Origin of the sequence: Ensifer sp. LC163, from assembly GCF_001695855.1 — a bacterium.
In the GTDB taxonomy this organism is placed as follows: domain Bacteria; phylum Pseudomonadota; class Alphaproteobacteria; order Rhizobiales; family Rhizobiaceae; genus Ensifer.
Map to the genome: position 1 here is coordinate 1 of NZ_MBSS01000031.1, position 25,944 is coordinate 25,944.

The following is a 25,944-nucleotide window of genomic DNA, read 5'->3' on the forward strand; positions in this document are numbered from 1 at the left end:
ATCGCCAACCCGATCGCCATGATCGCCTCCTTCGCCATGTGCCTGCGCTACTCCTTCAACCTGGTCAAGGACGCCGACAACCTGGAGAAGGCGATCGCCACCGTGCTCGACAAGGGCATCCGCACCGGCGACATCATGGCCGCAGGCGCACGCCAGGTCGGCACGGTCGAGATGGGCGAAGCCATCCTCTCCGAGTTCAAGAGCCTGTCTGCGTAGCGGCAGCCCGAAACGGCCGTAGGCCTTCCAGAGGCGCGGGTGCGGCAGCGCACCCGCCAGCTGCGCGTTGCGGCGCGCGCGGTCTCTGACATTCTTGCCAATGGAACTGCCCTTTCGGGAACCGCTCACTGGATGTTTGACCGGGGCCTGATCAGCTTTTCAGATGACGTCGACATCATGGTCTCAAGACAAGTCAACGGTCGATGGGCCAGTTGGTCTGGCCCACCGCCTTCATACCTCGAAGACGTCCTCGAACGATTCCGGGAAATTCTGGCGGGCGAGCCTTTCGTTGATGACGAGCAAGGCTTCATAGGACAGCGGGTCGAAGTCCTTCTCAGCAGCCACGACCTCGCGGCCGAACAGGAGATTGAGGCGGGCGGCGTCAAGATTGCCACGCTCGAACGGTCCCGCGCCGAAATGGTGCCAAAGTGCGTGGAGGAATGCCGCGTCGATGCGGTGCGCCCCCGAGCCCGGCCGGGCATGGCGGGGCAATGCCTTGATCGGCGTTGCCCCTTTTGGATTGGCGCGACGGATAACGAACTGGATGCCGGTACCCGGCATGGCGTAGGGAAAACCCCGGTGTTTCGTCATATCAGGCAGCTTGGCCATTCCACCCTCCTTACGCGGTCTCTTTCTGAGCGATCTTGTCCTGCGTCTTCGTATCGAAGTCGGAGGCGTGGTGGCGTTCGTGCAATTGCTCGGACGGGTCGCCGTTTAGCCGGTTGACCATACGGCCGCGCTTGACCGCCGGACGGGCGGCGATTTCGGCCGTCCAGCGCTGGACGTGCCTGTAGCTCTGGACATCGAGGAAATTGCCGGCGTCGCCATAGGCCTGATTGAGTGCCAGGTTACCGTACCAGGGCCAGATGGCCATGTCGGCGATGGTGTATTCGGAACCGGCCATGAACCGATTGCCTTCGAGATGGCGATCGAGCACGTCGAGCTGCCGCTTCACCTCCATGGCATAGCGATCGATGGCGTATTTGATGTGCATCGGCGCATAGGCATAGAAATGCCCGAAGCCGCCGCCGAGGAAGGGGGCGGAGCCCATCTGCCAGAACAGCCAGTTGAAGGTTTCCGTGCGGGCGCGAAGCTTGGCTGGCAGGAACGCACCGAATTTTTCCGCGAGATAAAGCAGAATGGAACCAGATTCGAAGACGCGGACCGGCTTTCCACCGCCCTTCGGCCCATGGTCCATCAGTGCCGGGATCTTGGAATTCGGATTGACGTCGACGAAGCCGGAACCGAATTGGTCGCCATCGCCGATGCGAATCGGCCAGGCATCGTATTCGGCGCCCGAATGGCCGGCGGCCAGAAGCTCTTCCAGCATGATCGTGACCTTCACGCCATTGGGTGTGGCGAGCGAATAGAGCTGCAGCGGATGCTTGCCGACGGGAAGCGCATTCTCGTGGGTCGGGCCGGCGATGGGGCGGTTGATACTGGCGAACGCGCCGCCATTGCCCTTGTCCCAGGACCAGACCTTGGGGGGTACATAGCCGGCGGGGAAATTGTCGGCGGGGGATTTCTCGGTCATGAAATTCAACCTTGTCTTCGCGGGAACACGTCAATCTGCCGGATTTGGCATTTCTCGATAGGGGAAATCAATCATTCTTGCTCGAGACCTACCTTTTACCGATCGACTTCAAGGTGGGCGCGACGGAGGGCATCAACAAGGGGTTGACCTCACTCGGTCAGTTGATCGCGTCATCCTGACAGTAGCTGGCACTGATTGTTGTCTGCCGACGCCTCACCGGCCAGTCGCAGCGTTTCGCCGGCGAAGAAGTCGAAGATCTGGCCGGCGCGCACCGAGTGCGAGCGGCGATCAACGCATTGCGTCTCCGGCGTAACGGTCGAAACCGATCGGCTGCGCGGTCGCGCGGCGATGGATCTCCGCCATCGAAACGTGGAAAATCGTGTTGAGTTTTTCCAGTTCCGCATGCGCTGCGAGATGCGCGGGAACGCGCTCGCGGATCTCGGCGAGCACATCGTCTTCGTTGACGGTCTGGAGGCGGCCGTCCTGAACGACGATCTCACCATCAACCATGACGGTCTCGATGGATGATCCGTTTTCGGAAAATACCAGTTGCTTCGGAATGTCGTTGAGCGGAAAGAAATTGAGCGTGTTAAGGTTGAGGATCAATAGATCGGCCGCCTTGCCCGGAGCCAATGACCCGGTGCGCTGTTCGAGCATGGCGCTGCGCGCGCCGCCGATCGTCGCCATGGCGAGGATCTCTTCCGCCTTGATCCAACGCTCATAATCGGGGCCCGATGTGCTGTGAATGAGCGCCGCCGTTCGCATGACGTCGAAGATGCGGGCAGTGTCGTTTGAAGAAACGCCATCGGTGCCAAGCCCGACAACCACACCGGCAGCGAGCAATTTTCGGATTGGTGCGATGCCTGCGCCGAGTTTCTGGTTGGACACGGCATTGTGGGCGATGGAGCAACCTGCCGCGCCCATCAACGCGATGTCGGCGTCGCTCACCCACACGGAGTGCGCAATGGTGGTGTTGCGCGACAGCACGCCCAGCTCATGCATGTAGGCAATCAGGCTCTTTCCGTAGAATTCCGGGCCGGTTACGGCCTGCGTCTTGGTCTCCAGCACATGGGTGTGGAGCGGAACGCCCATTTCGATTGCGAGATCGTGGCAGGCGGCGAGCATGTCCGGCGTGCATCGCTGTGGCGCGGAAGGCGCGATCATGAAACGCAACCGCCCGGGCTTTCCGTGCAGCGAGGCGAATGCGGATCGGCAATAATCGATGTAATCGCGGGCCGGCAAGGGCGGGCCGAAATCGAGCTTGTCCTGCAGCGCCTTCGGCATGACCTCGCGGGCATAGGGCAAAGCATCGAGTGTATGCACGTTCATGACGGCGCTCGAGACGTTGGCGCGGATGCCGGCCTGTTCGTAAGCGCGAAATGCGGCGCCGAGACGCGAGAGATCGTGGGCGGGCGGATCGAAAAAATCGTCGCAGATGGTCGTCACGCCGTTGCGCAGCGAATCCATCGCCAGCAGCAGGCTGCGGAGGTAGAGAAGACGCTCGTCGATCACCGAGCCCATGAGCAGGGGATAGGCATAGAGGAGCCAGACCTCGAGCGGCATGCCTTCATAGCGGCCGCGAAAGAAAGTCTCGCTCGAATGCGTATGCGCGTTGATCAGGCCCGGCATGACCAGTCGATTGCGACCGTCGATCACCTCGGCGTCGGATCCGGCGGCGACGTTTTCGCCGATGGCGGCGATCCGGCCCCCTTCGATCAGGAGATCGGCTTCGAAGGGTTTGCATCCGTTCGTACCCTCCATCGTCAGCAGGGTCGCCTTGCGTATCACAGTCTGGTTCATTGATGGCTCCTGGCGATAGGTTGATCAGGGTATGCCATGTGTCACTCGTTGCGCAGTTCGGCGAAGCCGTTTGCGGCTTTGGTCCCGCCTCGCAGCTTGGTGCTCACCCAGATGCCAAGCACGGTCGCGATATAGGGAAGGCCCAAGAGAAGGTCGTGGGGGATGCGGTCGCCAAAAATCAGCTGGGCCTTGATGCCGATCGCGCCGACGATCGCAAAGAACAGCGCAGCAAGCGTCGCGCCGATCGGGTGACCGGCGCCGAAGATGACGGCAGCGAACCCCATGAAGCCACGGCCGGCGGTCATGTTCTGCGCGAAGATCTGCAGGCTGCCGGTGGCAAGCTCGGCACCCGCCAGAGCGCAAAGGGCGCCGCCCATGACAAGTGCGGCGAGGCGCATGGCCGATGGGTTCACGCCGACGCCACGCGCGGCAAACGGGTGTTCGCCAGAGGCTGCCAGCCGAAGACCGAAGCGGGTGCGTCGAAGCATGACCCAGACCGCCAGCACCAGGACGGGCATCAGCAGCACGAGGATAGAGAGTGAGCCATAGGCGCCGAAGGCGGGTCCCAGTCGAGGCAGGCCGAATGGCGCGCTGACGGCGGCCTGCGTTCCGAAGATCGACTGGACGGCGAGCGTCGTGCCGCCAAGCCCCAGGCCCGTGAGGCCGAGGCCGGCGATGATCTGGTTGGCGCGCAGCTTCTCGACGACGAACCAGAACAATACCGAGCCCGCGACGCAGACGGCGATAGCCCAAAAGAGCGCTGCCCAGATAGAACCGGTCAGGACGATGCCGAGCACGGTTGCGCACGCGCCTGATATCATCAGCCCTTCAAGACCGAGATGCCAGATGCCCGCGCGCTGGGCGATGACGCCGGCAAGGGTGACGTAGACGAGCGGCGTTGCCGACCGCAGGATGGCGATCACGATGTCTTCCATGTCCGTCCCTTAAGTTTTGCGATCCGGTCGATCAGACTGGACTTGGCCGTGATGAAGAGTGCGATGGCGGCATTGATGACATCGATGGCGGCCGAAGGCAGACCCGCCATGATGGGCAGGTAAAGTGCGGCCGACGCCAGGCCGCCGAAGAACAGGGCGACAAATGCGGTGCCAACCACCGAGAAATTGGCAACGAGGGCGATCAGGATCGCGGTGAAGCCGTGCCCGGGCAGGAACCCGCCGGTCAACCGCCCGTTCGGGCCCATCAGCTCAACGGTTCCGGCAAGCCCCGCCAAGGCGCCGCTAATGAGGAAGCTGGCAAGGCCAATCCGCCAGGTGCGGGCGCCCTGCCATTCCACCATCGTCGGGTTACGGCCGGCGAGACCCGACAGGACGCCGAAGGTTGTGCGGTTGATAAGCAGCCAGATCGCGACGCCGACAACAGCGACGATCGCCACGATCGTTGGCGACAGCCCCATGGAATCGCTGATGCGATAGGCGGCGTCGAGCGGGCGGCTCGATGCCTGTTGGCCGGAACCGGAGGGATCCTTGAGCGGGCCGGCGGTTACATAGAGCAGGACGAGGCCAGCAAGGAAGTTGCCCATCAGCGTCGTGATGACTTCATCGGCCCCCGACTTCAGCCTCAACAGGCCCGGCCAGAGCGCCCAGGCAGCACCACCGAGCATGCCGCTGGCGATGCAGGCCGGGATGACGATCGCCGCGGGGGCGCCATTCAACCACTCGGCCATGAAGGCTGCCGACACGGCGCCGATGTAGAACTGGCCTTGCGCGCCGATGTTGAAGTAGCCGGCCCTGAACGAAAGAGCGACGCCCGTGGCAGTTATGAACAGCGGCAGGCTCCACCGCAGGGCCTGCTGCAGCGCGCCTGCTCGGAGGAACGCGCCGTCAGCGATGGCCTGAAACATCAGCGGAGCGGAGTAGCCCGCGAGCTGGAACATGATGCCGCAAAGCGCAAGGCCAAGCAGCACGAAGATCACGGCGCGCAGCACCGAGACGAGACGTTCGGTCATTTCAGGACTCCCGTCATGGCAGCACCGACAGCGGAAATATCATAGGGCGGGCGAAATTCAGCGACGATCCGACCGGAGAGCATGACGACCACACGGTCGGATATGTCGAAGATTTCATCGAGGTCGGACGAGATGAACAGGAGACCGCAGCCGCGCGCCTTGGCGTCGCGCATGGCATCCCAGACGAAGGAGGTTGCGCCGATATCGAGGCCCCGGGTCGGCTGTGCGGCAAGGATCAGCCGGGCGTCCTCGTCCATCTCGCGCGAGAGAATGACCTTCTGGGCATTGCCGCCCGAAAGTGAGCCGGCGCGCTGCGCAACGTTGGCATAGTGCACGTCCCAACGGTTCAATGCCGCCGCGCAGCGCTTCTGTATCGTTACGGGATTGATGGCGGCGAGAAGCGGCATTTGCAGCAGGCTGCGCGCCGACCAGTTCTCCCAGAGCGAGCTTGAAAGGCTGAGGCCCTCGACGTTTCGCTCGAAGGGAATGATGCGCAGACCGGCGGCCCGTCTTGCTGCCAGCTGCTTGCCGGTAACGTCGTCGCCACCGATGGCAAGCGTGCCGTCGACAACGTCAACGAGCGCGGAGATTGCCCGCACCAGCGTCCTTTGACCGTTGCCCTCGACGCCAGCGACACCAATGATCTCACCGGCCGAGATCGTGAGGTCGACGTTGTCGAGCGCCGGACCTTCCGTATCGGCCCGGGTCGAGACAGCACGCATTTCCAGAACCGAGTTTTTCCGGGCGGAAGATGTCTCGATGTGCGCATGGGCGACGGTTGCAGAGCCGGTAAGGGCCGCCTTGTCGTCGGCATTGAGGCCGCGTGTGGCTGCCGGGCCGATGATGAGCTCGGCAAGCCTGTCCGCATCGATTTCAGTGCAATCAAGCGGGCCGTCGACGAGGCGACCGCCGCGCAGCACCGTGACGGTATCGGCGATGGCAAGCACCTCCCTGATCTTGTGCAGGATCAGGATGACCGTTACATCGCGCGCCTTGAGCCGCCTTATTCGCTCGAAGAGCTTCTCGGTGCCTTCCGGCGAGAGCACGGCAGTCGGCTCGTCGAGAATGAGGAGCTTTGCCTCTGACACGAGCGCGCGGGCGATCTCCACGCCCTGCTGGATCTCGACGGGCAGGTCGCGAATGCGCTGGCGCGCCTTCACCTTGACGTCGAGGCTGTCGAGATGCGGTTGCCAGCGGCGTTCAAGGGCAGACCGGGTAAACAGGCTGCCCCCTTCGGCGCCGAACTGCATTGCTTCGGCCACGGTAAAGGATGGCGGTAGCGCGAAGCTCTGGTGCACGAGTTCGACGCCGGCCCTGCGGGCATCGTTGACGCTGCCGCCGGCATGCGACCGGCCGCTGAACTTGAGGCTGCCGGCCGCCGGCCGGACGAGGCCGGCCAGAACGCGGGCAAAGGTTGTCTTGCCCGCGCCGTTCTGGCCGACGACGGCGTGGATCATGCCGCGCTCGAACGTCACGCCGACATCGGCAAGTGCCGTAATGTCACCGTAGCGCACGGTGACATCCCGGCACTCAAATATGGGGGATCTGTCTTCCATCATCGCAGCATGATCCGTTCAGCTCGGGTATCTTAGAGCTTGGTATTGAATTCGACCTTCAGCGATCCGTCGAGAATCGCAGCTCGCGCCGCGTCGATTTCCGCCTCTGTCGCCTTCGCGGCAGAGACGATTTCTGCCGGCCCTTGCTCCTTGAAGATGGGAGAGCGGATGAAGTCGATCACGCCGGTGCCGAGCCCGGTATGCTCGTGCGTACCACCGGCCCAGCCAGACCCCAGGGCCTTGCTCACTTCGTTGTAGAGCGACGTTCCGAAATCCAGGCCGACGATCGAAATCACGGATTGCGGACCTTTGGGAAACTGCGCCGGATCGAGCACGCTGACGAGCCGGCCAGGTACTTCATTGGCGGCCGCGATGATGCCGAAATCGGTGGCCGCGGCATCGGTCTGGATGAAGTCGATGCCGCTGCTGAACATCTGCGTGGCGATTTCCTGGCCCTTTGCAGGGTCCTGGAAGGAGCCCGCGAATGCCGATGTGACGGTCGCGTCCGGTCGGACAGAAAGGACGCCGGCCTTGAACGCATTGAAATCCGCGTTGATCGGCGGGATCGAAACACCGCCGATGAAGCCGAGCTTGCCGGATTTGCTCATCCGGGCGGCAAAGATGCCCGAGAGATAGCAGCCGAGATAGTAGTCGTAGGAAACCGTGACCACGTTCGGAATGGCCGGCTCGAAGGGATCGGCAAACAGCTGTACCCATTTGGTGTTGGGGTAGGATGGCGCCAGCGCCTTGAACGGCTCGGCGACTTCGTTGAAGGTCGAGACGATCACGGCTGCGCCGGCGTCACCGAGCGTGCGAAATATCGTTTCGTAGGTTGCCGGATCCTGCGCATAGACGGCGCGGTATTCGAACCCTTTTTCATCAGAGAGCTGCTTCAGCCTGGCGATCATGGAATCGACCGGGCCGGCGTCTCCCGCAGCCTGCGTATGCACAAGGGCGACGAGCCCTCCCGAGGCGTGGGCGACCGCGGCCAGCAAGCCGCTTGCCATGCTGGCCATGCCCAATCCGGCGGTTGCCTTGAGGAAAAAGCGGCGATCGATCGCGCGATTGATCAGGCTCATCCCATCAGTGATCTTTTTCGTCATGTCGATGTTCCTTCTGGAGTTCCGGTTTCCGGTTCTTTTCGTTGTAGAGGCGACATATTCGCCACCTTCTCTGCGTAAACGGGCGCGAACCTCGCGCCCGGCATGCTCAGGCGCCGGGAGAAAACGGCGCCGGATTCATGATCATCACGTCCTGGCTCTGGATGGCGTCGAGCGCCCACACGCCGGAGATGAACGTCTGCCACTCGGGATCGGCATACATGGCGGCCCGGCGCGCCTCGCGGTCAGCCAGGCTGTCATAGCCCCACATCAGCACCGTCGTGTGCAGATGTCCGATTTCGCTGACATAAAGTCCGAGAAAGCGGTTGAGGTGTCGCTTCTGGATCGGCAGCCCCTGTTGTTCGTACTTCTTCATCCAGCCGTCGACCGTGCCGGGGCGGAAGGTATAGGTGCGGTGTTCGACGATCATCGCGAGGTCTCCGTTAGAATGAAGTCACTGGCCCGTTCGCCGATCATGATGGCGGGGGCGTTGGTGTTGCCGCTGGAGATGATGGGCATGATCGAGGCGTCGGCGACGCGAAGTCCGTCGATCCCCCGAACCTTGAGACGGTTGTCGACCACAGCCATCGGGTCGTTGCCCATCTTGCAGGTGCCGACCGGATGGAATGTCGTCATGGCGTTTGCCCGCAACCATTTGACCATGTCGCCGTCACTGTCGACCGTCGGTCCCGGCGCAAGCTCCCGGCCGCGGTATTTGTCGAAGGCCTTCTGATTGATGATGTCGCGGGTCATGCGGATGGCATCGATCATGGTGCGCACGTCGAAATCGGTCTGCAGATAGTTGGCGCTGATCTTCGGCGGCTCCATCGGATTGTCGGAACGCAGCGTGATCTCGCCGCGGCTCTCCGGATTGACCGGGCCGACACGGATCGAGAACCCGTGATTGGCCTCGACGGGCACCTTTTTGAAGGGATTTGGAAAGTGTAGATTGGCCGTCTTTTCGAGCGCCGGCATGAAATGCAGCTGGATATCCGGGGCGGTCAGGTCCGATCGCGACTTGACGAAGGCGCCGGCCTCGTAAGGAAATGTTGTCGCGATGCCCTTGCCGAACAGCATGCCCTGGATGACCGACCAGGTCAGCTTGTCGGCTCTGAGATCCGAGTAGAGTGTCACCGGCTGCGGGCATTCATAGGCCATGACGCAGTCGACATGGTCCTGAAGGTTCTTGCCGACGCCCGGCAGGTCCTGAACGCTGCGGATGTTGAACTTGGCGAGCTCGTCGGCCGGGCCGATGCCCGACAGCATGAGGATCTGAGGCGAGTTGACGACGCCGGCAGAAAGGATCACCTGGCGATCCGCATGGACCCGCCGAATTCCGTTCTTCTGGCGGAACTCGACGCCGACGGCGCGACCGTTCTCGACAATGATCCGTTGTGTCTGAGCCCGGGTCACGATCGTCAGGTTGCGGCGGTTCTTTGCCGGACGCAGGAAGGCATAGGCGGTCGAGCAGCGCTTGCCTTTGCTGATCGTGAAGTCGTAGCGGCCAAAGCCTTCCTGGTCGGCGCCGTTGAAGTCGTCGTTGAGCGGATGCCCCGCCTGTCCGCCGGCCTCGTTGAAGACGTCAAGCAGCGTGTTCCAGCCGCGAGCGCGGCAGACGGTCAGCTCGCCCTCGCCATTGTGGTATTCGTCGCGGCGCTGAACATGCGCCTCCGAACGCCGGAATGCCGGCAGAACCTCGTCATAGGACCAACCGGACGATCCCATCTGTGCCCAGCGGTCATAGTCGTGGCGATTGCCGCGCACATAGATCATGCCGTTGATCGTCGAGGTGCCGCCGAGAACCTTGCCGCGCGGCCAATAGAGCGACCTGCCATTGAGAAACGGCTCGGGTTCCGTGTGGTAGTGCCAGTTGTAGATTCCGGAATGGAAGAGCTTTCCCATCAGCATCGGCAGGCGAAAGAGCGGGTTGGCATCCCTGCCGCCGGCCTCGATCAAGAGAACCTTGTGCGATGGATCGGCCGAAAGCCGGTTTGCCAGCACGCAACCGGCTGAACCGGCGCCGATGATGATGAAGTCGTAGGTATCGTGAGCCGCCATGGTTACCACGCAATGGGCTTTGCGCCCATCGCCTCCAGATATTCGTTGCAAAGGATGAACGGGTTTGGCCGAGAGAGGACCGCTTCGGCCCTGGCGGGGTGATCACGAAGGATGCAGCGCAGGTGACCGGCACTGCGCTCATCGATCCCTACCTCCAGAAGGGCTTCCGCCGCCGCATCGCCGAAGCCGATGAAAACCAGCGGTGTCCCGCGCTCGGCGAGCGCCTGCAGCGCTTGCCTGACGATGGGCCGCCAAAGCCTGAGGTGCCCGGCCGATTGATGCGGATCGATCGACACCTTGAAGCGCGTGAGCGTGAGCGAGGCATTGAGCAGGAGGACGCCATCGGTCACCCAGCGATCGGCGACACCCGCCGGCGGTTCCATATCCACCAGCCCGCTTTCCATCGCGGCAAGCGTCTTCGGCCAGTCATCGAAATTGCGGGCGTAGCTCTGATCGCCGGTGCGCGCCGCCACAATCAGCTGCATGTAGGCGCGAATGCTCTTCGAGAACATCTTGTCGAGCTCGTGCCAGGCCGCGACATTGCCGGTTTCGAAGGCGCGGCCTGTGGCAAAGCCCGGTTCGGGATAGGGATCCTGGCCGAGAACGACACACCGGACATCTTCAGGCGAGATGGCGTCGAAGGCGCGCAGGCAATGCGCGCCTGCCGGCATTCCGGGAAAGATCTTGCCGCGACGCACGGGAAAGATCGGCTCCCAGACCTCGAGCTCGAGCTCCGCTGCGATCGCATCGATATCGGGCTCCGCCTGGCCGATGAGCGCGCGCCAGTTCGCGTCGAGGTCCAGCGACCAGTTGATCGTGAACTCCGTCATGGCGTCTTTCAACAGCATGGCCAATGCGCACCCCCTCCCAAGGCGTTCCGTTTTGTGGTCGGCTGAAAAACCTGACCAAACGGTCAATTTCTTCATGAAAAAAGTTGACCAAATTGTCAACTTATTTTTTAAGGGGTGATAGGCCGAACCGTTCGAGTCCACTCTCGCCAGTTGTGCTAGAAAGGGCTGCAATGGTTCGGCCGGAAGGGCGTCGGCAATGTCGACCGGGATTAGTGACCCTGTGAGATCAACAAGGATGGATCGTCAGCAAAATGGCCAGTGCTGAGAAATCGCGAAAGCAGCTCGTGACCGACAACGCGGACGAGCGTATACGGGCGCGCAACGTTTTGAAGATATTGAAGGCGGCGACGGAGCTATTCTCGCGCAAGGGTCTGGATGGCACCAGAATAAACGAGATCGCCGAGCTTTCCGGCCTGCCGAAGGGAAACGTCTATTATTATTTCTCCTCCAAGGAGGAGATCTACAAAGCAACGATCGCTCACCTGATCAACAGCTGGGACCAGGCGTTCCGCCATATCTCGGCGGATCGGGAGCCGGCCGAGGCGATCGAGGCCTATATCAAGGCGAAGCTCGAGCATGCGCGGCGAAACATCGCCGAGACCCGCCTGTTTGCCAACGAGATCCTGCAAGGTGCCGAACATCTGCCGGCGGATGCCCGCCAGCACATGCGGGAGGTCACCGCCGAGAAGGCGGAGGTATTGAACGCGTGGGTAGCCGCCGGAAAACTCGCGCCGGTGGACCCAAGACATCTGTTCATAATGCTGTGGTCGGCGACGCAGTTCTACGCCGAGTTCGAGGCCCTGGCCTGTGATGCTCTGCAGGTGGGGCAACTCAAAGCGAGCGACTACAACGCGGCGGCTCGAACGATATCCGAAACGGTGCTGAATGGCCTGAGGCCGCGGACATAGCGACGGGCCTCAGGCATTGCTCTTGTCGGGTCGAAGTCCACCTCGAGCCCTTTGGTGATGGTCTGCCTGTTTCCAACCGGCGGACCGCCACACGCAGCTTTTGATCGAGCGCTTCGGCTTTCTCGTCCAGATAGGTTTCATTTCCGGTAGCGCTAGACTTTTTCAACACTATCGACCCAATGCAGATAGCGTCATTGTGCGTTGCGGTGTTGTAAGAGACCCGTCGACGCGACGTACGGACAGTTCAGCGGTCGGCAGGGCCGTCCCTGTCTTGCCAGGCTCAGAGTGTAGTTTCTCAGAAAAAACTAAGCTATAACTAGAAAAGGTATAGTACCCAACAATCAAAGCGGGAGGAGATCAGGTGCGTTGCTTGCGGTCCTCTGATGAGCGCCATTACGAGCGGGTTTAGTACTTCTCGACGAACGTTTCTCAAGGGCGCTGGGGCAACCGCGATAGCTGCGGGCTTCGGCGGAAGCAGTTTCGTTTGCAGTGAAGCTCGGGCGCAAACGGATGAGGGTGACAGCCTCTATTTCGGCGGCCCGATTCTCACCATGAACGATGCCGCTCCCACAGCGGAAGCGGTGCTTGTTCGCGCCGGGCGCATCATTGCGGCCGGGCCGCGCGCCGATGTTGAAAAAAGGGCTGCTGGCCAACCGAAACTGATCGACCTTGGCGGCAGGACGATGCTTCCGGGGTTTTTCGACCCCCACGGACATGTGATCATGATCGGCCTGCAGGCGCTTTCCGCCAATCTTCTGCCGCCTCCTGACGGAGAGGGCGCGGATATCGCGGCCATCCAGCGGTTGATCAAGGACTGGATCGGCAAGAACGGCAAGGCGATCGAACGCTACGGGGTCGTAATTGGCTTCGGGTACGACGATTCCCAGCTCAAGGAACAGCGACACCCGACGCGCGATGATCTCGACGCGGTTTCGACCGACGTGCCGATCATCCTCATCCACCAGTCCAGCCATCTTGGTACAGCCAACAGCAAGGCGTTGGAAATCGCGAAGGTCTCTGCGAGTACCGAGAACCCGAAGGGCGGCATTTTTCGCCGCAGGGAGGGTAGTTCCGAGCCGAATGGGGTCATGGAGGAATATGCATTCTTCCAGGTCATGGGCACGCTTGCGGCGCGGTTCGATGAGGACGCCTATCTCGCGATGATCAGCGCGGGGGCTCGGTTCAGCGCGAGCTTCGGATACACGACGGTCCAGGAAGCGCGCGCCATGGGTGTCTGGGCGGCTATGCTCGGCAATGCGGCGGAAAAGAAGCTGCTGCCGGTGGATGTACTGATGCACCCCGATATTCTCGATGCCGTCGAGGCGATTGCCCCAACGAAGGACTACAGAAATCGGCTTCGGATCGGCGGCGCCAAGCTGACCATAGATGGCTCGCCGCAAGGCAAGACGGCTTGGCTGACACAACCTTATTTCGTGCCGCCGGAAGGCCAGGGCGCCGATTATGTCGGCTACCCAGCCATCACGAACGAACAGGCTACCGAGGCCATCAACCTGGCCTTTTCCAAGGGCTGGCCGATTCTGGTCCACTGCAATGGCGATGCCGCCATCGACCAACTGATCGCGTCTGTTGGCGACGCCACCAAAAGGCACGGTGGAGGCGATCGCCGCACCGTTCTCATTCATGGCCAGTGTTGTCGTATCGACCAGCTCGATTCCTTGAAAGAACTGGGCATCATCCCTTCCTTCTTTCCCATGCACACATTCTATTGGGGCGACTGGCATCGCGACTCCGTGCTCGGCCCGGTGCGGGCGGAGAACATATCGCCCTGCGCGTCGGCTCTTGAGCGAGGCATGATCTTCACCTCGCACCACGACGCGCCTGTTGCCAATCCGGACTCCATGCGCGTGCTCTCGGCGACCGTAGCGCGCCGGACCAGAAGCGGCGACATTCTCGGGCCGAACCAACGTGTGAGCGTCGAGAACGCCCTCAAGGCGATGACGATCTGGCCGGCCTACCAGCACTTCGAGGAGGCGACCAAAGGGTCGATCGAGGCCGGCAAGCTCGCTGATTTTGTCATTCTGGACCAGAACCCGTTGACGACGGAGGCTGATGCGCTCGCCAGCCTGAAGGTCGTAGAGACGATAAAGGAAGGTGCCACCGTCTACACGATCTAGCGAACGGCCGGATTGGGAGGTCGCGGCCTTCGGAAGTCGTGGCCGCGATCGAGGAACCCGCGCACGCTGGTGAATGGGGACGCCGGAATTGGGGGCTGAGTGATGACAGGTGGGTGGTTCGTGCAGCGAGCAAGCGCGCTGGTTGCGATCGTCGTGCTATTCTTCGCTGAAGGAGCGGGAGCGCAAGATCAAGCCGGGGCAAATTCAGGCCAGTCGTTCTGGACTCGCCCGGAACTGCTGGACGGTGGCCCTGGAAGTCTCAGGGCCGAACTTCGCCAGGCGGGCATCGACATCGATTTTTGGTGGACGCAGTTCTATGGAGGCGGGATTGCGGGCGACGGCGATACTGATTGGCGCTACGGCGGCAAGGGTGACATCATCGTTACGCTCGATGGCGAAAAGCTTGGCCTCTAGCATGGCCTCTTCGTAACCGCTCATGCTGAACTGATCTATGGCGAAGACGCAAATGCGATCGGCGATGGGACGTTGATTCCGGTCAACACGGCCCTGGCCCTGCCGCGCCTCGGACCAGGATCTTTCGCTCGTAGTCACCCAGAATTTCAATGAGCGGGTCTCGTTGAGTTTGGGAAAATTCAACATGCTGGACGTGATCGCCAAGACACCCCTGATGGGTGGAGGCGGCATCGATACGTTCCAGAATCTTGCGATTGCTGCGCCGATCACGGGACTCACGCCGCCTTACCTTTTGGGCGCGAACCTCACCGTCAAGACCGACCCGGTCGTACTCAATCTTCTTGTGTACGACCCACGCAACGCGCAGAACGAGGATGTCCTGAAAGATCCGTTCAGTGAGGGGGTCACGGGGATGGTATCTGCGACCGTACCCGTCCAGATTTCCGGACTGAGCGGCTTCTACGGCGTGAAGGTTGTGTACAGCAACAAGGAAGGTATCGACCTCGCGGACATACCATTTCTCCTCCTGCCCAGCGAAAGCGGCCAATTCGTCGGCACCAAGAAGGGAAGCTGGTTTATCGGCGCATCGTTCCAACAGTACCTGGTTCAGAACCCTGCCAACCCGCAGGAAGGGTGGGGGGTGTTCGGCCAATTCGGCGTCTCCGACGGCAATCCGAACCCGCTGGATTGGAGTGCCATCCTCGGCGTCGGCGGGACGAGCTTTATCCGCGGCCGCAACCTCGATCGATGGGGGATCGGCTATTTCCGCTACTCGTTCAGCAATGATCTTGTTGGCGGCCTGGGGACAGTCGGAATAGGCCTGAGGGACGAGCAGGGCGTGGAGGGCTTCTATAACATGGCGGTGACCCCCTGGTTCCGACTGACCGCGGACTTGCAGGTCATTGCGCCGGGCGTGGAGGATGCGTCGACCGCTGTTTTAGGGAGCCTGCGGGCACAGGTGAAGTTCTGAAACGCGATCGGCGCTCGGGGGCCAAACAAGTGCCATCATGCGCGTGCAGGACGAAAGTTCACACTCAGTTCGACCTTAGCGCAGTCAGGCAAGTGGACCTATGGGGCGTCTACCGCAACGAAGTCGTCAGCTAGCGGTCAGCGGTCGCTTATCGATGTCACTCATCGCTCCGAAAACCCCTTTTGGCTGGCGCAAAACCGGCCACACACATGCACATTTTTGCAGGGCGTTTGGGTGTCGCAGGAGCGCCGCTGATTTATACCAATGGGTCCCAGTCGCGAAAAAATAGAATTTTCAATGGACATCCGGAACTCTGTGTCGTAATAAAGGCAATCCTTTGCGCCTCTGCAGCTATCTGTCATTGTAGAAACGACGGTTTCTTCGCGCTCATCAATGCAGCATGTATTATTATAATAATACTCATCTGGTGATTATCGAGGATTAACTTGACCATCATTCATGTGGATGGATGATGGTGTCTAAAAACGCGTTTCCTTGAGTGAATTTTGCTTGAGGAGTATTGAAAGCCACAAACAAGGAGAGTGCGTCAGCTATTGAGCAGGCGGCAATTTTTTATGGCTTTTACGACGGAACACGAAAACGGCACGTCCGAGGGTTCGACCAAGATCAGATTGAAGGACGTCTACAAGATTTTCGGGGAACGGCCCGAAGATGGCCTGGAGCTCCTTCGCTCCGGCAAGAGCAAGGCAGAGATTCACCGAGCAACCGGTTGCTCCATTGGCGTCAACAACGCCAGCTTCGATATCAGGGCGGGTGAGATCTTCGTGATCATGGGCCTGTCCGGTTCCGGGAAATCCACACTTCTGCGCCTCCTCAACCGGCTGATCGAGCCGACATCCGGATCGATCGAGATCGACGGCCACGATATTACGAAGATGTCGCGCAAGGCTCTGATCGAGCTCCGTCGCCGGGACATCAGCATGGTGTTCCAGTCCTTCGCGCTTCTCCCAAACCGCACTGTTCTCAACAACGCCGCCTTCGGGCTGGAAGTGGCCGGCGTCGGCGAGGCCGAACGCAAGGCCAAGGCCATGGCCGCGCTGAAAGCCGTCGGGCTCGACGGCTATGGCGAAAGCCGTCCGGACGAGCTGTCAGGCGGAATGAAGCAGCGCGTCGGCCTTGCCCGCGCTCTGGCAAGCGAACCGTCGATCCTGCTCATGGACGAGGCATTCTCGGCGCTTGATCCGCTGATCCGCACTGAAATGCAGGACGAGCTGGTTCGTCTGCAATCCGAGCAAAGCCGCACGATCGTCTTCGTCAGCCACGATCTCGATGAGGCGATGCGCATAGGTGACCGTATCTGCATCATGCAGAATGGAAACGTCGTTCAGGTCGGCACGCCGGACGAAATCGTCGGCAATCCTGCCAACGACTATGTCCGGTCGTTCTTCCGCAATGTCGACGTATCGCAGGTTTTCAAGGCCGGCGACGTGGCGCGAAAGAACCAGATCACGATCATAGAGCGTCAGGGCGTTTCTGCCGCTGCCGCGCTGGAGCAGATGAAGAGCCGCGATCGGGAGTTCGCGATCATCGTCGGCCGCGACATGAAATACCATGGCATGGTCAGCCAGGCGTCCTTGATGGAGAAGATCCGTTCGAAGGCGGAAGACCCGTATCGCAAGGCTTTCCTTGCGGACGCCGCGCCGATCCCTGCCAGCGAGCAGCTCTCGAGCGTCCTTGGGCAAGTGGCGGCAAGCGCATGGCCGGTTCCGGTCGTCGACGATCAGGACCGCTACATCGGCGCCATTAGCAAGTCGGCTCTGCTTGAGACGCTCGACCGCGCCAACTGAACCTCACCAGCCAATCGGATAATACCATGAGCTTCGACATCGGAGACGGCATCGATTCGGCCGTCAATTACATCCTCGACAATTTTTCGCCCACGCTCGACTTCATCGCCGCTTCGATCGGATTCGTGACGAGCGGATTGCAGAGCGGCCTGCTCAGCATTCCGATGCCCCTCGGCATTGCAATCTTTGTTCTTCTCGCTTTATGGCGCGTCTCATTCGGCTTTGCGGTCTTTGCCGGCCTGGCGCTTTCACTGGTCGGGCAGATGGGGCTGTGGGGAGCGATGATGGAGACGCTGTCCCTGGTCATTGCTTCGACTGTGATCGCGATGATCGTCGGTCTGCCGCTCGGCGTGGCCATGGCGCGCCGGGATTCCGTCGCCGCGATCATCCGCCCGGGGCTTGATCTGATGCAGACGATGCCGGCCTTCGTCTACCTCATCCCGGCGGCAATGTTTTTTGGGCTGGGCGCAGTTCCGGGCACCATTGCGACCGTCATCTTTTCGATGCCGCCGGTGGTGCGCCTGACCAATCTCGGCATCCGGCAGGTGCATGTGGAGTTCGTTGAGGCGGGCAATGCCTTTGGCTGCACGCCAACCCAGCTTCTTCTCAAGGTTCAGCTGCCCAACGCGATGCCGTCGATCATGGCGGGCATCAACCAGACCATCATGCTGTCTCTGTCCATGGTGGTCATCGCCTCGATGATCGGCGCCGGCGGCCTCGGCAACACGGTGCTGACCGGCATTCAACGGCTCGATGTCGGCACCGGCTTTGAGGGCGGTCTGGCCGTGGTCATCCTCGCCGTCATTCTCGACCGCCTGACCCAAAGCCTTGGAAAGAAGCGCGCCACCTGGCGCCTGCCGTTCTCCAAATTTGGGTTGCGCGAGCCCGAGGCCAAAGCCGCCTGAGCGCAGGCTTCTTCATCAGCGGACATGTGTCCGCGATCATTCGAAATGCACGGAAGGATTGGATATGTTCAAGACAATCGCAACCATCGGCCTGGCCGCCATGTTCGTTACCGGCCCGGCAGGCGCCAGCTTCGCGCAAGAAGCAAAGCCGGTGAAAATCGGCTGGGCAGCATGGTCGGACGCGGAATTCGTCACCAAGCTGGCGGCGAAGATCATCAGGGATGAGCTGGGGCGGGATGTCGAGCTCGTGCAGACCGACGTGGCGCCGCTTTATCAGGGTGTGAGCCGCGGCGATCTCGATGCGATGATGATGGCATGGCTACCGCAGACCCATGCCGATTACTACGGCAAGGTAAAGGACAAGGTCGAGACGCTCGGCACTGTCTATGAGGGCGCCAAGCTCGGATGGGTCGTCCCAGCCTATATTCCGGAAAGCGAGCTCAATTCGATCGAGGATCTGCAGAAACCCGAGATCAAGCAGAAGCTTGCCTCGACAGTTCAGGGCATCGATCCCGGCGCCGGCCTGACGCGTCTTTCGGAAAAGGCGCTCAAGGACTACGGCCTCGACGGTTACAAGCTTCAGATCTCCAGCGAAGCCGGGATGCTGACGGCGGTCGACCGCGCGATCAGAACCGAAAAATGGTTCATTGCGACGTCCTGGAGCCCCCATTGGATGTTCGGCAAATACGACCTTCGCTACATCGCCGATCCGAAGGGCGCGCTCGGTGAAGCCGAACATGTCGACGTTTTGGCGCGCAAGGGGTTCAAGCAGGACAATCCTGATGTCGCCGGCTTCCTTTCCCGCATGAAGCTGCCGATCGGCGATCTGGAAGCCGCGATGTTCCAGGCGCAGCAGACCTCCTATGAAGCTGCGGTTGAGAAATACATCGCTGATCATCCCGATCAGGTGAAAGCCTGGACCGGAAAGTAAGCCGGTCAGACCACTGAGAAAGAGCCCGGCGTCGGTCAAACCGTGCCGGGCGACCACTCGCATCAGAATGGAAAGGGATATCGATGAACTTCAATGATTGTGAGAAGGCGATCTGCGTCCAGGATGACACGATTGGCGGACGCATGTCGCTCGCCCGCGATGCGCTGAATGTTTCAGCACAAAGCGCGGCCAAGGTCGTCGGCGTCGATACGAGCACATGGTTCGATTGGGAAAATGACCGAGCTGCTCCACGCGCCAATCGCCTGACGATGATTGCCGGCGTTCTCAGCGTGAGCCTCTCATGGCTGCTGACGGGACGGGGAACAGGACCAAGGTACCTTTCGTCGTAACGTCTCATCTTTCCTCTGGGCGGCTGGTTTTCATTCCGCCTGGGGGGATCGTTTTGTCCGACGAAGCGGCTGCACTTGTCGTGGGCCGCTTGTTCGCAAGTCAGTCGGCTCCAGCCGGAAGGGTGCGGGAAGCGCCGGCCGTGGCGTTTGTGTCCACCGGAGCGTACCGCAATTCGATGTCGGGAAGTCGTGACGTGTTTGCCGGTAGGTCGGGGCGTGCGTCTCCCGGCTTGACCGGATCGAGCAGATCTTTTCTAACGAAGCTCATCTCGATGACCAGGGGGTCGCCTTGGCCATCGCTTCCGCCATAATTGTTGGCATGGAGGAAGACGATCTTGAAATTCGCCATTCCCTCCACAAACCTCGCGATCCGATCTCTGTTGAGGTCGATATCATGGAATTCCATCACGACGCTTGTGAAGCGGTCCGAATATTTCACCAGGTCGTCAAGGATACGATACTCGGAGCCCTCGATATCGATCTTGAGGAAGATGTCATTCCCGGTGAATTCTTTGAGGAGACCAGCGACACTGACCTCGCCCGGTTGATCATAACCAATTCTAATGGGACGATGCTCTACCCCGGGCCGGCTGAAGAACCACCGATAGTCCAGATAGCGCGTCAGTCTTGCCCAGCGAAGCCGCAGGGCCTGCTCGACATAGTATCGCAGCCAGAATTTCCAGGTGACGGAGTGGTCGAAGCAAACGACGCCGACGTCGGCAAGCTTACGAAACTCCTTTTCGAACTGCCAGTCGTCGTTCAATCCCATGCTGATCAGAAGCCTGGAGGCACGAACCGCCCGCTCCGACACGACATAACCGCCGTCACGTGGAGATCCGAGACGGATCAGGCCACCGGCGTCAATCGGCTTCCACGAGGCAGGCAGCATGATGGGCTCTCCTTTTCAACCCAGGAGTGCTAGCAGCGCTGGCTTTCCATCGCGTTAATTCTCTGCGCTTCATCGCGGGCGCTGGCAGCATCTGGCATTGGGATTATCACGATCAGCAAGTCAGCCCGCTGATTTCCCGCCCGGCGTAGTTGAGCGGGCCTCGCTGCGGAAGCGCACAGTCACCAAGACCGGTCTTTTAACCGACAGGGAACACGCGGGGCGAGAAAACGAGGTTCGAGGAGGCGCGGATCCTGCGGAAGCGATCGCAAGAATGGGCCCGTGGCAGATGCAGGAAATAGAGGCCGCGCGTGCAGGAGCAGGGCGCGGCCTCTTCGATAGTTGCTACACTAACCACCCGGGAAGACCGGAGCCTCTGCACTCCAGACGGATTTCTTGCCACCGGAAAAACGGCAGTGGGACAAGGCAAACGACCTTCAAGTGATGCACCGGTTATCCACAGGCGCGGACACGCTTACGGGCTTGTGATTTCAGAGGAAATTCGGACGCTGTGGAGAATTGGCCTGACGGTGAGATCCGGCTGCCTGCCAGTAACTCAAGAGGCGATATCGTCCTCCGCAATCGGGAACGAACATTCGATGGCCGCGCCAATGAAGGCCTTCCGCGAAAGCCCAAGGTTTTCGCCGCGTTCAAGCGCCGCGTGACAGCGATTTCTGGCCCGTTCGTAGAACCATCCTCCTTGCGGCCATTCGCTTATACTGAAGCGCGTCCTGTGGCCCGTTGATACACCGCTCCCCATTGGCGCCGAGCTGACGGGGTGATCCCGATTGATGCCCTGCATCTGGGCTGCCTCCGTTTCGCCGCAGAACGCCTACTGCATAATTCCTTAAATCGGAATCGATTTAAGGAGGAAACTATGCAGCAAGTTTAATGCGTTACAGCGTCCTTTGCGCGTCATATCTGACGCGCGGCGCTGTAGATCGCAGGTTTGTTCCTCCTGTCGGGCAGATGGACGACGTCGGCCGAGTGCCCGGGGGCGCAACTTCAAGCGGCCCGAAGACGTGGGTTTGGTTTATGCAAACACCGACGGAATTGGCGGGACATGACCATCCGAGCATGCGCGTGGCCGAGCATCGGCACAACTCAGATGTAAGCGGCCCCGCGCGTCGGCGGAGCCGCAGGCGTCGAGTGTTTACTTGTTGAGCGCGTCCTTCAGAGCTTTTGCCGGCACGAAGGATAGCTTCCTTGCTGCCGCGACCTTGATCGTAGCTCCGGTTGCGGGATTGCGGGCTTCGCGTTCTGGCGTGGCCTTCACCTTGAACTTGCCGAAGCCGGGCAGGGAAGTCTCGTTGCCGGAGACCGAGGCGGCGGAGATCGCCGCAAGCACGGATTCGACGACTGCCTTGCTTTGAACCTTCGTGAGGCCATGCTCGCTGGCGATCTTTTCTGCAATTTCTGTCGTGGTCGTCAAAGGGTGTTCCTCCTCGTTTTTGACGAGATGATCCTTTGCGCGAATAGGGCCGATGTCATCGGCCTTGCGCAATAACGACCGCCTCTTCCGGCGATTGTCCACAACTTGGCATGGGAACATAGCCTCTCGCCCTCTTTCGGCGGGCGATATCGAGAAGGAGTGCTACGGCGTCAGCCTCGGATGCGAAGTGATGGCTCATCTCCTGGCCGAGCGTGCCGATGCGGCCCCAGGCACGGATAAGAGAGGTTTCGCCAAAGAGCGTCGGCTGTATCGAAAGCGCATAATAACGCGCCATGTTTCGGTTTGGGTCTATCCGCTGAAAGTAGAGGCTGGAGCACTGCTGGGTCATGAACACAGCATCGCGTGCCGAGGAGTCGGCGTCCAATGAGAGTTTTGAATCGGTTGGGGCGAACCGATTCACGTCGTTGATGTGAGTTCTTCAATGCCATGATAAGGAGCCCGATCATCGGCTCGACAGCGGCCGTCCGCGCCGGCGGACACGGCGATCGATTTTGGCCCGTTCTCGCCCGGCAGAAGCCGGGCTGAAAAGCCCGGCCGTTTTCATGACTTCCGTCGGCGCCTATCCGCACATGGCGCGCACGATTTTACCCGTCGCCGGATCCGTTTCGATCGTTACGCGCTCCTGCCGAAAATCCATCGTCGCCGGATCCCCGGGCTTCAGTTGCCTGACGATCGTCGCACCCGTCACCTGCTTTGCGTCCTCGTCGGAAATTCTGTCTTTACCGACCAGCGCTTCTGCAGCCTCCGGCTTGCAGGCGCCAGCGGCCTGGGCAGCGGTCGATTCCGGCTCCTTCTGGCAACCGGCAGCCCCAAGCAGAAGAAGGCTTGCTGCAAGCGCGGCGAGATGACGAGCATAAATCAAGGGCCAATCCTTTCATTTCGAAAGTGTCGAAGGAATAAGGCGGCAGCGAGGCTTGGCCGGGTTGAATTCGTGCATCGCCGCCTGTCCCGGGGTCGGCTCATGGCGGAAGAACACTGGGCCGCTATCCCAGAGATGCGCCGGTGCCGGCAAAAGCCCATGTTGCGAAGGACAATTTCGTCAGGTTTCGCCATCAGCATCCACCGGCGCACAATCCTTGGCATGGACCTTCGCGTGGGAGACATCAACGCCGATGCGTCCAAGCGCGCAAGCTCGGCCGCTATGCGACGTGCTGCCGCCAGATCCTTCGCTGCTGGGAAGCGCGCTGTCTATATGAGCGCGGACAACGGACTACCCAGATTCGCGCCAAACCAATGCCGCTCATGCCCTTCACTTGGGCGCATGGTTGCGTCAAGCTATGTGCTCGGCAGGCTGCAAGCACGCCAGTTTTGCGACTGCATCCAGGCAACCAACGCGGAATGAGAAATGGATATCAATCAGGTTAGGTACTTCCTCAATCTGGCTGAAACGTTGAACTTCACGGAAGCCGCGCGTCGAAGCGGCGTCTCGCAGCCCAGTTTGACGCGAGCGATTCAGCGCCTCGAGGAAGAGCTGGGCAGCGCACTGATCTACCGCGATGGCAAGGACAGCCGACTGACGGCGCTCGGTCGCGACGTCCAGGCCGAATTCATGCGCGTTGAACTCGCCCTTCGAAATGTGCGCGAACATTCAGAAAGTACAGTGCACGGCCGCCGCCGTATTCTCGACATCGCCGTTGCCCCGACCATCGGTCCCGCTGCATTCACGGCATTCTTTGACGATGTGCTCTGCCAGCTCCCTGCCGTAAACATCAACATGCATCAACTATTGGCCGGTGAGGGCGCACACGAGGTGCTCTCCGGCAAGTATCATGCGTGCATCCTGCCGGAGGCGCCGCGCGCCAACCCCAAGCTCGACATCGTGCCGCTGTTTCGTGAGAGATTTCTGCTGGCTTGCGCGCAGCGGCATCCGCTCGCAGGAGATGACGTGGTCAGCGCCGGGGCCATCGCCTCCTATCCATATGTCGATCGGCTCGCCTGCGAGTTCCATAGCCAGATCACAGAGCACCTGATGAACCAAAATGCGGTGATGCAACCGCGTTTCAGCGCCGATCGCGAGGACTGGGTCCAGCAGCTGGTGGCGGAAGCGCGCGCGATATGCATCATGCCCGAGCGCTCGGTCGTCGTTGAGGGAATAGCCACCCGTACGATTGAGGGCATGTCGTTGGCGCGAGAGGTGGTGTTGGTATCCATTTCCGGGTCCGGCACGCCGCTTGAGGTGCGCAAGCTCGCACAGATGGCGGCCCGTCACGATTGGGACTGAGCCGAGACGCGCCATGGCACCGCTATTGAATCTATGCACGTCCGCTATTGGGAAACCAGCCGGCCACTCGCCATATTGGGAGCAACCGAGCCAATAGGAGTTATGGCAGTGAAGTACACAAAGACCGAAGATGCGATCGGCAGGCTGACGCCCATCCAATATCACGTGACCCAGGAAAGCGGCACGGAACGCCCTTTTACCGGGGCGTACACTGACAACAAGGAACCGGGCATCTACGTCGACATCGTTTCCGGCGAACCGCTGTTTGCCTCCGCCGACAAGTTTGATTCCGGTTGCGGCTGGCCGAGTTTTACGAAGCCGATCGTACACGCAAATGTTCAGGAAGTGGCGGATGGTTCTCATGGCATGATCCGCACCGAAGTACGCTCAGCTCATGCCGATAGTCACCTCGGCCATGTGTTCACAGATGGCCCGGCAGACCGGGGCGGGTTGCGTTATTGCATCAACTCCGCGGCACTGCGGTTCATTCCGCTCGGCGAAATGGACGCCGAGGGCTATGGTGCCTATCTCAACCAAGTGGAGACTATCATATGACCGAGAAAGCTGTTCTGGCCGGTGGCTGCTTCTGGGGCATGCAGGATCTCATCCGCGCGCTGCCTGGCGTCATCAAGACCCGCGTGGGCTATACCGGCGGCGACGTACCGAATGCGACCTATCGCAACCACGGCGCACATGCCGAGGCCATTGAGATCGTGTTCGATCCCGACACGATCAGCTATCGCCGGATTCTGGAGTACTTCTTCCAGATTCACGACCCAACCACGGTCGACCGACAGGGAAACGACATCGGCAGCTCCTACCGATCGGCGATTTTCGTTCTGGGCGATGAACAGAGACGAATAGCCGAAGATACGATCGCAGACGTGGACGCGTCGGGCCTGTGGCCAGGAAAAGCCGTGACTTCAGTCGAGCCGGCTGGCGATTTTTGGGAAGCGGAGCCGGAACACCAAGATTACCTGGAGCGCTATCCCAACGGCTACACCTGCCACTTTCCGCGGGCGAATTGGGTGCTGCCCAGGCGGGAGGCCGCCGCGTAACTGCCGGTACGTCAGCTTCAAGAGAATGGCATCCCAGCGTTCCGGTGATTTGCCGGAGTACTGGGATGCTCGAGTAAGATGTACGACAGACCGGAGGTGCGCTATCGAGCCCGTGCGCTCGCAGCCGCCTTGCGGCCAAGAGCGCGTCGGAGCCACATCACCGTTGCTATCCCCTCGGTCCGCAGGTCACTGTTGCTGGTCCCGAGTTGGCGTGGCGATGATCTGGGCATCGACCTGGCTGATCGGTCGTCCGGCCTGAAACCGTTCACACGCGACGGCCGCGTATGCACAAGCCGCCTCGTTGTCGAATGGTAGAATTCTGCCGGCGAAATCGTCGTTGAAGATTGAGATGACGGCGTGCTCAAGTTGTTGTCGGCGTCGACCGTGATCCATTCTTGCCATGCCGTATCGGGTTTCGGCTTCAGCAACTGAGGTCGCGTGCCTCGTCTTCCATGGACCGGCCATGGGACGCGGCGCGGACCCGCAAGCGCTGCTTTAAACTGTCATCGAGATTTCGAATGGTCATACTCCGCCATCGCATTCTCCTTCATTCATCATTGATTGCAGATGATTCAAGAACTTGGCTCATTGGGCGACCGGCCAGAAAAACACCGTAGTGTGATCCCGGTCGGAGTAGAACGCGCCGAAGGTGACCGAATTTTAGGAATGCCGGAAATTCCATAATGTAAGTTACGCGATCAGCATGTGTAGTGGCTATTTAGTAATGCGACAGTTGGGCCAGTTAGAGATGCGACACTCTCGCCTCTCGACGCGCTGGTCAATGTCAACGTTGGGAGCAAGGATGACGACCTTCCGCCTGGTGG

27 protein-coding genes and 3 pseudogenes are annotated in these 25,944 nt (G+C 60.6%); 13 read left to right on the plus strand and 17 right to left on the minus strand.

The annotated features are described in order from the left end of the window. The coding region (locus tag BC360_RS22155) for an isocitrate/isopropylmalate family dehydrogenase (RefSeq protein WP_244512704.1) at positions 1-216 on the plus strand (216 nt) is incomplete at its 5' end. A gap of 87 nt (positions 217-303) precedes the next feature. Beyond that, a pseudogene (locus tag BC360_RS32820) lies at positions 304-420 on the plus strand (HNH endonuclease); the annotation flags it as partial. Positions 421-447: 27 nt separating this feature from the next. Here the strand turns inward: BC360_RS32820 and BC360_RS22160 are convergent. The 10 genes from BC360_RS22160 to BC360_RS22205 all read right to left on the minus strand — a co-directional run bounded on the left by BC360_RS22160 (position 448) and on the right by BC360_RS22205 (position 11,060). Then, complete coding sequence (locus BC360_RS22160; RefSeq protein ID WP_065785557.1) at positions 448-825, minus strand: hypothetical protein; 378 nt, start codon at positions 823-825, stop codon at positions 448-450. A gap of 10 nt (positions 826-835) precedes the next feature. Continuing rightward, complete coding sequence (yghU, locus tag BC360_RS22165) at positions 836-1,750, minus strand: glutathione-dependent disulfide-bond oxidoreductase (protein ID WP_065796969.1); 915 nt, start codon at positions 1,748-1,750, stop codon at positions 836-838. 288 nt (positions 1,751-2,038) lie between these two features. Beyond that, the gene (locus tag BC360_RS22170; RefSeq protein WP_065796956.1) at positions 2,039-3,550 is read right to left on the minus strand and encodes an amidohydrolase family protein; all 1,512 of its coding nucleotides are present in this window, start codon (positions 3,548-3,550) and stop codon (positions 2,039-2,041) included. Positions 3,551-3,591: 41 nt separating this feature from the next. Continuing rightward, positions 3,592-4,485 (minus strand): ABC transporter permease, encoded by an 894-nt coding sequence (locus BC360_RS22175; protein WP_065785555.1) that lies wholly within the window; start codon positions 4,483-4,485, stop codon positions 3,592-3,594. Beyond that, positions 4,470-5,516 (minus strand): ABC transporter permease, encoded by a 1,047-nt coding sequence (locus BC360_RS22180; protein WP_065785554.1) that lies wholly within the window; start codon positions 5,514-5,516, stop codon positions 4,470-4,472. The genes BC360_RS22175 and BC360_RS22180 overlap by 16 nt, the downstream gene beginning before the upstream one ends. Further along, positions 5,513-7,030: an ABC transporter ATP-binding protein gene (locus BC360_RS22185; protein ID WP_244512860.1), complete on the minus strand. Its 1,518-nt coding sequence runs from the start codon at positions 7,028-7,030 to the stop codon at positions 5,513-5,515. Before BC360_RS22185 ends, BC360_RS22180 begins: the two co-directional genes overlap by 4 nt. Before the next feature lie 74 nt (positions 7,031-7,104). After that, positions 7,105-8,130, minus strand: coding sequence for a BMP family ABC transporter substrate-binding protein (locus BC360_RS22190; protein ID WP_065785563.1), 1,026 nt, complete (start codon positions 8,128-8,130; stop codon positions 7,105-7,107). 151 nt (positions 8,131-8,281) lie between these two features. Then, positions 8,282-8,602 (minus strand): NIPSNAP family protein, encoded by a 321-nt coding sequence (locus BC360_RS22195; RefSeq protein WP_065785552.1) that lies wholly within the window; start codon positions 8,600-8,602, stop codon positions 8,282-8,284. Next, entirely contained in the window at positions 8,599-10,230 is a 1,632-nt protein-coding gene (locus tag BC360_RS22200; RefSeq protein WP_065785551.1) for a GMC family oxidoreductase, read from the minus strand. The genes BC360_RS22195 and BC360_RS22200 overlap by 4 nt, the downstream gene beginning before the upstream one ends. Before the next feature lie 2 nt (positions 10,231-10,232). Next, positions 10,233-11,060, minus strand: coding sequence for a uracil-DNA glycosylase (locus tag BC360_RS22205; RefSeq protein ID WP_065796970.1), 828 nt, complete (start codon positions 11,058-11,060; stop codon positions 10,233-10,235). Positions 11,061-11,365: 305 nt separating this feature from the next. Between BC360_RS22205 and BC360_RS22210 the strand changes: the two genes are divergently transcribed. The 3 genes and pseudogenes from BC360_RS22210 (at position 11,366) to BC360_RS22215 (ending at position 14,124) form a co-directional block, all read left to right on the plus strand. Continuing rightward, positions 11,366-11,989: a TetR/AcrR family transcriptional regulator gene (locus BC360_RS22210; RefSeq protein WP_244512862.1), complete on the plus strand. Its 624-nt coding sequence runs from the start codon at positions 11,366-11,368 to the stop codon at positions 11,987-11,989. Between the two features lie 383 nt (positions 11,990-12,372). Continuing rightward, positions 12,373-12,480, plus strand: a pseudogene (locus BC360_RS33195) (twin-arginine translocation signal domain-containing protein); the annotation flags it as partial. Between the two features lie 60 nt (positions 12,481-12,540). Continuing rightward, positions 12,541-14,124: an amidohydrolase gene (locus BC360_RS22215; protein WP_244512864.1), complete on the plus strand. Its 1,584-nt coding sequence runs from the start codon at positions 12,541-12,543 to the stop codon at positions 14,122-14,124. Positions 14,125-14,328: 204 nt separating this feature from the next. On the opposite strand, the gene BC360_RS31810 is transcribed toward BC360_RS22215, so the two are convergent. Then, positions 14,329-14,724, minus strand: a complete 396-nt coding sequence (locus tag BC360_RS31810; protein ID WP_065796959.1) for a hypothetical protein — start codon at positions 14,722-14,724, stop codon at positions 14,329-14,331. On the opposite strand from BC360_RS31810, the gene BC360_RS22225 reads away from it, so the two are divergent. The 5 genes from BC360_RS22225 to BC360_RS22245 all read left to right on the plus strand — a co-directional run bounded on the left by BC360_RS22225 (position 14,723) and on the right by BC360_RS22245 (position 19,502). After that, positions 14,723-15,508 (plus strand): carbohydrate porin, encoded by a 786-nt coding sequence (locus tag BC360_RS22225; protein WP_065796960.1) that lies wholly within the window; start codon positions 14,723-14,725, stop codon positions 15,506-15,508. The genes BC360_RS31810 and BC360_RS22225 overlap by 2 nt on opposite strands. A 575-nt stretch (positions 15,509-16,083) precedes the next feature. Continuing rightward, positions 16,084-17,316, plus strand: a complete 1,233-nt coding sequence (proV, locus tag BC360_RS22230) for a glycine betaine/L-proline ABC transporter ATP-binding protein ProV (RefSeq protein ID WP_065796961.1) — start codon at positions 16,084-16,086, stop codon at positions 17,314-17,316. A 26-nt stretch (positions 17,317-17,342) separates the two neighbouring features. Next, positions 17,343-18,221 (plus strand): ABC transporter permease, encoded by an 879-nt coding sequence (locus BC360_RS22235; RefSeq protein WP_065796962.1) that lies wholly within the window; start codon positions 17,343-17,345, stop codon positions 18,219-18,221. A gap of 64 nt (positions 18,222-18,285) precedes the next feature. After that, complete coding sequence (locus BC360_RS22240; RefSeq protein WP_065796963.1) at positions 18,286-19,152, plus strand: glycine betaine ABC transporter substrate-binding protein; 867 nt, start codon at positions 18,286-18,288, stop codon at positions 19,150-19,152. An 83-nt stretch (positions 19,153-19,235) separates the two neighbouring features. After that, positions 19,236-19,502, plus strand: coding sequence for a helix-turn-helix domain-containing protein (locus BC360_RS22245; RefSeq protein WP_065785537.1), 267 nt, complete (start codon positions 19,236-19,238; stop codon positions 19,500-19,502). 100 nt (positions 19,503-19,602) lie between these two features. On the opposite strand, the gene BC360_RS22250 is transcribed toward BC360_RS22245, so the two are convergent. The 5 genes from BC360_RS22250 to BC360_RS22265 form a co-directional block, all read right to left on the minus strand. Continuing rightward, positions 19,603-20,391 (minus strand): FkbM family methyltransferase, encoded by a 789-nt coding sequence (locus BC360_RS22250; protein ID WP_065796964.1) that lies wholly within the window; start codon positions 20,389-20,391, stop codon positions 19,603-19,605. Positions 20,392-20,944: 553 nt separating this feature from the next. Beyond that, the gene (locus BC360_RS33200) at positions 20,945-21,190 is read right to left on the minus strand and encodes a DUF982 domain-containing protein (protein WP_139110156.1); all 246 of its coding nucleotides are present in this window, start codon (positions 21,188-21,190) and stop codon (positions 20,945-20,947) included. A gap of 351 nt (positions 21,191-21,541) precedes the next feature. Continuing rightward, positions 21,542-21,820, minus strand: a complete 279-nt coding sequence (locus tag BC360_RS22255) for an HU family DNA-binding protein (protein ID WP_053248700.1) — start codon at positions 21,818-21,820, stop codon at positions 21,542-21,544. 55 nt (positions 21,821-21,875) lie between these two features. Further along, positions 21,876-22,169: a WGR domain-containing protein gene (locus BC360_RS22260; protein ID WP_065785559.1), complete on the minus strand. Its 294-nt coding sequence runs from the start codon at positions 22,167-22,169 to the stop codon at positions 21,876-21,878. 231 nt (positions 22,170-22,400) lie between these two features. Next, positions 22,401-22,703, minus strand: coding sequence for an I78 family peptidase inhibitor (locus BC360_RS22265; protein ID WP_065796965.1), 303 nt, complete (start codon positions 22,701-22,703; stop codon positions 22,401-22,403). 483 nt (positions 22,704-23,186) lie between these two features. On the opposite strand from BC360_RS22265, the gene BC360_RS22270 reads away from it, so the two are divergent. From BC360_RS22270 to msrA, 3 genes are all read left to right on the plus strand, one after another. Beyond that, positions 23,187-24,062, plus strand: a complete 876-nt coding sequence (locus BC360_RS22270) for a LysR family transcriptional regulator (protein WP_065796966.1) — start codon at positions 23,187-23,189, stop codon at positions 24,060-24,062. Positions 24,063-24,170: 108 nt separating this feature from the next. Further along, positions 24,171-24,617 (plus strand): peptide-methionine (R)-S-oxide reductase MsrB, encoded by a 447-nt coding sequence (gene msrB / locus BC360_RS22275; RefSeq protein ID WP_065796971.1) that lies wholly within the window; start codon positions 24,171-24,173, stop codon positions 24,615-24,617. Then, positions 24,614-25,120, plus strand: a complete 507-nt coding sequence (gene msrA / locus BC360_RS22280) for a peptide-methionine (S)-S-oxide reductase MsrA (protein WP_065796967.1) — start codon at positions 24,614-24,616, stop codon at positions 25,118-25,120. Before msrB ends, msrA begins: the two co-directional genes overlap by 4 nt. A 430-nt stretch (positions 25,121-25,550) precedes the next feature. Here the strand turns inward: msrA and BC360_RS32825 are convergent. Then, positions 25,551-25,661 (minus strand): annotated as a pseudogene (locus BC360_RS32825) (FitA-like ribbon-helix-helix domain-containing protein); the annotation flags it as partial. Between the last annotated feature and the right edge of the window lie 283 nt (positions 25,662-25,944).

Coding starts and splice junctions, on each gene's coding strand:
- msrA (WP_065796967.1), top strand. CDS start 24,614: ATGACCGAGAAAGCTGTTCTGGCCGGTGGCTGCTTCTGGGGCATGCAG.
- BC360_RS33200 (WP_139110156.1), bottom strand. CDS start 21,190: ATGCAGGGCATCAATCGGGATCACCCCGTCAGCTCGGCGCCAATGGGG.
- BC360_RS22205 (WP_065796970.1), bottom strand. CDS start 11,060: ATGACGGAGTTCACGATCAACTGGTCGCTGGACCTCGACGCGAACTGG.
- BC360_RS22180 (WP_065785554.1), bottom strand. CDS start 5,516: ATGACCGAACGTCTCGTCTCGGTGCTGCGCGCCGTGATCTTCGTGCTG.
- BC360_RS22200 (WP_065785551.1), bottom strand. CDS start 10,230: ATGGCGGCTCACGATACCTACGACTTCATCATCATCGGCGCCGGTTCA.
- BC360_RS22195 (WP_065785552.1), bottom strand. CDS start 8,602: ATGATCGTCGAACACCGCACCTATACCTTCCGCCCCGGCACGGTCGAC.
- BC360_RS22160 (WP_065785557.1), bottom strand. CDS start 825: ATGGCCAAGCTGCCTGATATGACGAAACACCGGGGTTTTCCCTACGCC.
- BC360_RS22170 (WP_065796956.1), bottom strand. CDS start 3,550: ATGAACCAGACTGTGATACGCAAGGCGACCCTGCTGACGATGGAGGGT.
- yghU (WP_065796969.1), bottom strand. CDS start 1,750: ATGACCGAGAAATCCCCCGCCGACAATTTCCCCGCCGGCTATGTACCC.
- BC360_RS22235 (WP_065796962.1), top strand. CDS start 17,343: ATGAGCTTCGACATCGGAGACGGCATCGATTCGGCCGTCAATTACATC.
- BC360_RS31810 (WP_065796959.1), bottom strand. CDS start 14,724: ATGTTGAATTTTCCCAAACTCAACGAGACCCGCTCATTGAAATTCTGG.
- BC360_RS22250 (WP_065796964.1), bottom strand. CDS start 20,391: ATGCTGCCTGCCTCGTGGAAGCCGATTGACGCCGGTGGCCTGATCCGT.
- BC360_RS22215 (WP_244512864.1), top strand. CDS start 12,541: ATGAACGATGCCGCTCCCACAGCGGAAGCGGTGCTTGTTCGCGCCGGG.
- BC360_RS22225 (WP_065796960.1), top strand. CDS start 14,723: ATGCTGGACGTGATCGCCAAGACACCCCTGATGGGTGGAGGCGGCATC.
- BC360_RS22245 (WP_065785537.1), top strand. CDS start 19,236: ATGAACTTCAATGATTGTGAGAAGGCGATCTGCGTCCAGGATGACACG.
- proV (WP_065796961.1), top strand. CDS start 16,084: ATGGCTTTTACGACGGAACACGAAAACGGCACGTCCGAGGGTTCGACC.
- BC360_RS22260 (WP_065785559.1), bottom strand. CDS start 22,169: ATGACCCAGCAGTGCTCCAGCCTCTACTTTCAGCGGATAGACCCAAAC.
- BC360_RS22175 (WP_065785555.1), bottom strand. CDS start 4,485: ATGGAAGACATCGTGATCGCCATCCTGCGGTCGGCAACGCCGCTCGTC.
- BC360_RS22240 (WP_065796963.1), top strand. CDS start 18,286: ATGTTCAAGACAATCGCAACCATCGGCCTGGCCGCCATGTTCGTTACC.
- BC360_RS22270 (WP_065796966.1), top strand. CDS start 23,187: ATGGATATCAATCAGGTTAGGTACTTCCTCAATCTGGCTGAAACGTTG.